Source organism: Sphingopyxis sp., assembly GCF_036402335.1.
Taxonomy (GTDB): domain Bacteria; phylum Pseudomonadota; class Alphaproteobacteria; order Sphingomonadales; family Sphingomonadaceae; genus Sphingopyxis.
The window spans coordinates 1-3,791 of sequence record NZ_DASWTD010000246.1 but is presented as its reverse complement, the minus strand read 5'-3'; the positions used below and the strand labels follow the sequence as shown (position 1 = coordinate 3,791).

Below are 3,791 nucleotides of genomic sequence, written 5' to 3'. Positions count from 1 at the left end.
ATAGGCGGTCGCTGTCTGGCGGTGATGACGGGAATGGGAGCCCTTGCGGGCTGCGTCCAGATCGACACGCCCGACAAGCCGATCGAGATCAATCTGAACATCAACATCCGGCAGGAAGTGGTGTACAGGCTGGATGGCGATGCCAAGAAGCTCATCGAGCAGAATAGCGAGATATTCTGATGGGGAACGACAAGATGGTTATGAAGATGTGGAAACCGACCGGACTGGCCCTTGCTGCGATTGCGGCAACCGCTGCGGTTGCGCTTGCGGTGCCGTCGGCGATGGCGCAGCGCGACCCCGCCTATGCCGCAGCACGCGCCGCAGGCCAGATCGGCGAGCAGCCCGATGGTTATCTGGGCTTTGCAACGACGCCGACACCGGCGATCCGCGCGCTGGTGCAGGACCTCAATATCAAGCGCAAGGCGGCCTATACCGCAAGCGCGCAGTCGACCGGCAGCACGGTCGAGCAATTCGCCTTTACCAGCGGCTGCAACCTGATCGCCAAGACCAAGGTCGGCGAGAAATATCAGACGCCGGGCGGCGCCTGGAAAACCCGCGACGGCGGCGCGCCCGAGCGTGACGCGCGCTGCCCGTAACCGAATTAAGCGCATACCGGGACCCGCGGGTCCTCAGATGCCGCCGCGCCCCTAAACGCGGCGGCATTTTTGCGTGCGATGGCCGCGCCATTTTTGTGCACCTGCGCACAAGCATTGACTTAATCGGGCGTCGTTCCTAAACGGACCGCGCCTTAGGGGTCCCCCGAGTTTTCGGGCCTTTTTTCGCAGGCGGAATCGATGAATATCGGCTCTGTTTCAGGAGGATGGCGCAAATGACGGGGAACGGCAGCGATCCGGAACCAGCTTCGGAGGATTCGCGCCTGGTCTCGCTCGAAGAGCGATTGGACCGGGCCGAAGCCGCAGAAGCGAAACGGACCGCAGTGAACGCCGGACCGGAGACCGATGCCAATTACAAGCTCGGTAACCGCGTTCTGGCCGAACTGCTGGGCGGGATCGGTGGCGGCGCGCTGGTCGGTTGGACGATCGACCATTTCGCCGGCACGGCACCCTGGGGTCTGTTGGTGGTGCTGTTCCTCGGAATAGTCGTCGCCTTCAGGAACATATTTCGAATTGCGAACGTCCGGCCGTCAAAACCGGAATGATATTAATTTAGGCGAGGTATCGCGTGGCGGATCAAGGCAAAGTGGACCCGATGCACCAGTTCGAGGTGCAGAAGATGTTCGACATGTTCCATGTCGGCAATCATGAGGTTGCCTTTACCACCAGCGCGATGTGGATGGTGATCGCCGGCCTCTTGCTGTGGGTCTTCATGATCGGCGGGATGAAGCGCCAGCTCGTCCCCGGTCGCTGGCAGGTCGCGGTCGAAGGCTTCACCGGCTTCATTTCGGGCATGATGAATGCGAATATCGGCCCCGAAGGCCGGAAATATACGCCGTATGTCTTCTCGCTCTTCATGTTCATCCTGATGCTCAACGTGATCGGCCTGATGCCGTTCGGTCTGTTCGGCCTGCATCCCTTCACCGTGACAAGCCACTTCGCGATCACCGGTTTCCTTGCGATCCTGAGCTTCTCGATCGTCCTGATCGTTGGTTTCTGGCGCCACGGCCTGCATTTCTTCTCGCTGTTCGTCCCGCACGGCACGCCCTGGTGGCTGCTGTGGCTGATCCCCGCGATCGAGCTGGTATCGTTCCTCGTCCGCCCGTTCAGCCTTGCTCTCCGACTGTTCGTCGCGATGACCGCAGGCCACGTGCTGATGAAAGTGTTCGCCTCGTTCATCATCGACGGGATCGCCGCCGGCCCCGCGGTCGGGCTGGGCGTCGGCATCCCCAGCATGGCGCTGATGGTCGGGATCAGCGGACTCGAGCTGCTGGTCGCCGGGATCCAGGCGTATGTTTTCGCGCTGCTCACGTCGCTCTATCTGAACGACGCGATCAATCTGCACTGATATTTCAACTGTATAATCAACGTTTTTCCCAAGGAGTATAAAATGGACGTTCAAGCTGCTTCGCTCATCGGCGCCGGTCTGGCCGCTATCGGTGCCGGTATGGCCGCCATCGGTGTGGGCAACGTGTTCGGTAGCTTCCTCGAAAGCGCGCTGCGTAACCCGGCGGCTGCCGACGGCCAGCAGGGCCGCCTGTTCATCGGCTTCGCGGCTGCCGAACTTCTCGGCCTGCTGTCGTTCCTGATCGCGATCCTGCTGTACCTCAAGGCAGCCTGATTTCGCTTGCGGGGCCGGCTCGCCACGAGCGGGCCCCGTGACTGCTTTTCTTTTGTCGGTCGAGTAAATCCATGCCTCAAATCAGCCAGTTCGCTGAAAGCTGGTACGCCGCATCGCAGATTTTCTGGGTGCTGTTGACCTTTGGCTTCGTCTTTTTTGTCATCGGCCGCGGCATGCTGCCGAAGATCGAGGCGACGGTGGACGCGCGCGACCGCAAGGTAGCCGACGATCTGGCCGCGGCCAAGGCGGCGCATGCCGCCGCCGATGCGCTGGAAGAAAGCTATCGCCAGCAAAGCGACGCAAGCCGCGCCGCTGCGCAGAAAGCGGTGACGGACGCGAAAGACAAGGCCGCGAAGGACGCCGAAAAGCGTCTTGCCAAGGTCGATTCCGAACTCGCCGACAAGCTGTCGGCGGCGGAGGCCGACGTCAGTGCCGCGCGCACTTCGGCGATGGCCGAAATCGAATCGGTCGCGGCCGAAGCTGCGGGCGAGCTCGTCGCCAAGCTTTCGGGTGTGAAAGTCGCTGCGGCGGACGCCAAGGCAGCGGTGAAGGCGGTGCTCCATGGCTAATTTCCTGACCATCCTGTCCGAAGCGACGGGCGAAGTGCATGTCGAGCCGGCATCGTTCGGTATCATCGACGCAACCGTCTGGGTTTCGATCGCAATGGCGATTTTCATCGCCATCCTGCTGTGGAAGAAGGTGCCGGCGATGGTCGCGGGCATGCTCGACAACAAGATTGCCGAGATTTCGAAACAGCTGAACGAAGCCGAACAACTGCGCCTCGATGCCGAATCGCTGAAGGCCGAGTATGAAGCCAGGCTCGCTGACGCCGCGAAGGAAGCCGACGAGATGCGGGCCCGCGCCGACGCGGAGGCCGAGGCGCTCGTCGCCAAGGCCAAGGCCGACGCCACCGCGCTGATCGCCCGCCGCAAGCAGATGGCCGAAGACCGCATCGCCGCGGCCGAAGCCGGCGCGCTCGCCGAAGTCCGCACCGCTGCCGCCAAGGCGGCGACCGAAGCCGCGGCGAAGCTGATCGCCGACAAGCATGACGCCAACGCCGACAAGGCGCTGGTCGACCAGGCCATCGCTGGCGTCGCCAAGGGCTGAGGCCTTCAGCATCGCCAGATACAGAGCGCCCGCGGATTTCCGCGGGCGTTTTGCTTTCGCAGGTCGCGAGCCATGCCGAGGCGTCACGGCGCGGATGGCATGGTGGACGGAACTTAACGCTTTTGCGGTACAGCAACGCCGTTCTCGAAGGAGTTTGGCATGTTCGGACGCAAAGGTTTGAAACCCGGCGAAGGCAGCGCCCCGCGCGCGCTGCAGCCGCGGCCGCAGGTACAGGCACAAGCTGCCGGCATCCCCGCGGGCTTTTCGGCCGCCGCCAACTATGTCGGCTGTGTTTCGCCCGGAGGGGCGCCGGTCTTCATCGACGAACTGTCCAAGCCGACGCGTTGCGCGGGGCCGGGCGGTGCGACGGGCCTTTGCTTTCTGTTCACCGGCGACAATGGCGTAACGGGCAAGGCCTACTTCTTTCCAGCCTTCGCATCGATCTGGGT

The 3,791-nt window shown here is 62.7% G+C and carries 8 protein-coding genes; all 8 read left to right on the top strand.

What is annotated here, in order from left to right:
• Positions 1 to 24: 24 nt before the first annotated feature.
• Positions 25 to 180: a YnbE family lipoprotein gene (locus VGD20_RS07775; RefSeq protein ID WP_331133897.1), complete on the top strand. Its 156-nt coding sequence runs from the start codon at positions 25 to 27 to the stop codon at positions 178 to 180.
• A gap of 20 nt (positions 181 to 200) precedes the next feature.
• Complete coding sequence (locus VGD20_RS07770) at positions 201 to 596, top strand: YdbL family protein (protein ID WP_331133895.1); 396 nt, start codon at positions 201 to 203, stop codon at positions 594 to 596.
• Positions 597 to 829: 233 nt separating this feature from the next.
• Entirely contained in the window at positions 830 to 1,159 is a 330-nt protein-coding gene (locus VGD20_RS07765) for an AtpZ/AtpI family protein (RefSeq protein WP_331133894.1), read from the top strand.
• A gap of 50 nt (positions 1,160 to 1,209) precedes the next feature.
• Positions 1,210 to 1,962 (top strand): F0F1 ATP synthase subunit A, encoded by a 753-nt coding sequence (locus tag VGD20_RS07760; protein WP_331133896.1) that lies wholly within the window; start codon positions 1,210 to 1,212, stop codon positions 1,960 to 1,962.
• 42 nt (positions 1,963 to 2,004) lie between these two features.
• Entirely contained in the window at positions 2,005 to 2,235 is a 231-nt protein-coding gene (locus VGD20_RS07755) for a F0F1 ATP synthase subunit C (RefSeq protein ID WP_037515205.1), read from the top strand.
• A 71-nt stretch (positions 2,236 to 2,306) separates the two neighbouring features.
• Positions 2,307 to 2,804 carry an ATPase gene (locus tag VGD20_RS07750; protein ID WP_331133893.1) on the top strand — a complete coding sequence of 166 codons (498 nt, stop codon included), beginning with the start codon at positions 2,307 to 2,309 and terminating at the stop codon, positions 2,802 to 2,804.
• Entirely contained in the window at positions 2,797 to 3,342 is a 546-nt protein-coding gene (locus VGD20_RS07745; protein ID WP_331133892.1) for a F0F1 ATP synthase subunit B, read from the top strand. Before VGD20_RS07750 ends, VGD20_RS07745 begins: the two co-directional genes overlap by 8 nt.
• A gap of 159 nt (positions 3,343 to 3,501) precedes the next feature.
• Positions 3,502 to 3,791, top strand: a 290-nt coding sequence (locus VGD20_RS07740; RefSeq protein ID WP_331133891.1) for a hypothetical protein, incomplete at its 3' end; no start/stop codon positions are given.

What these genes read in the sequence shown, in the direction of transcription:
- VGD20_RS07775 (WP_331133897.1), top strand. Translation starts at nt 25, where the DNA reads ATGACGGGAATGGGAGCCCTTGCGGGCTGCGTCCAGATCGACACGCCC.
- VGD20_RS07760 (WP_331133896.1), top strand. Translation starts at nt 1,210, where the DNA reads ATGCACCAGTTCGAGGTGCAGAAGATGTTCGACATGTTCCATGTCGGC.
- VGD20_RS07770 (WP_331133895.1), top strand. Translation starts at nt 201, where the DNA reads ATGAAGATGTGGAAACCGACCGGACTGGCCCTTGCTGCGATTGCGGCA.
- VGD20_RS07745 (WP_331133892.1), top strand. Translation starts at nt 2,797, where the DNA reads ATGGCTAATTTCCTGACCATCCTGTCCGAAGCGACGGGCGAAGTGCAT.
- VGD20_RS07765 (WP_331133894.1), top strand. Translation starts at nt 830, where the DNA reads ATGACGGGGAACGGCAGCGATCCGGAACCAGCTTCGGAGGATTCGCGC.
- VGD20_RS07755 (WP_037515205.1), top strand. Translation starts at nt 2,005, where the DNA reads ATGGACGTTCAAGCTGCTTCGCTCATCGGCGCCGGTCTGGCCGCTATC.
- VGD20_RS07750 (WP_331133893.1), top strand. Translation starts at nt 2,307, where the DNA reads ATGCCTCAAATCAGCCAGTTCGCTGAAAGCTGGTACGCCGCATCGCAG.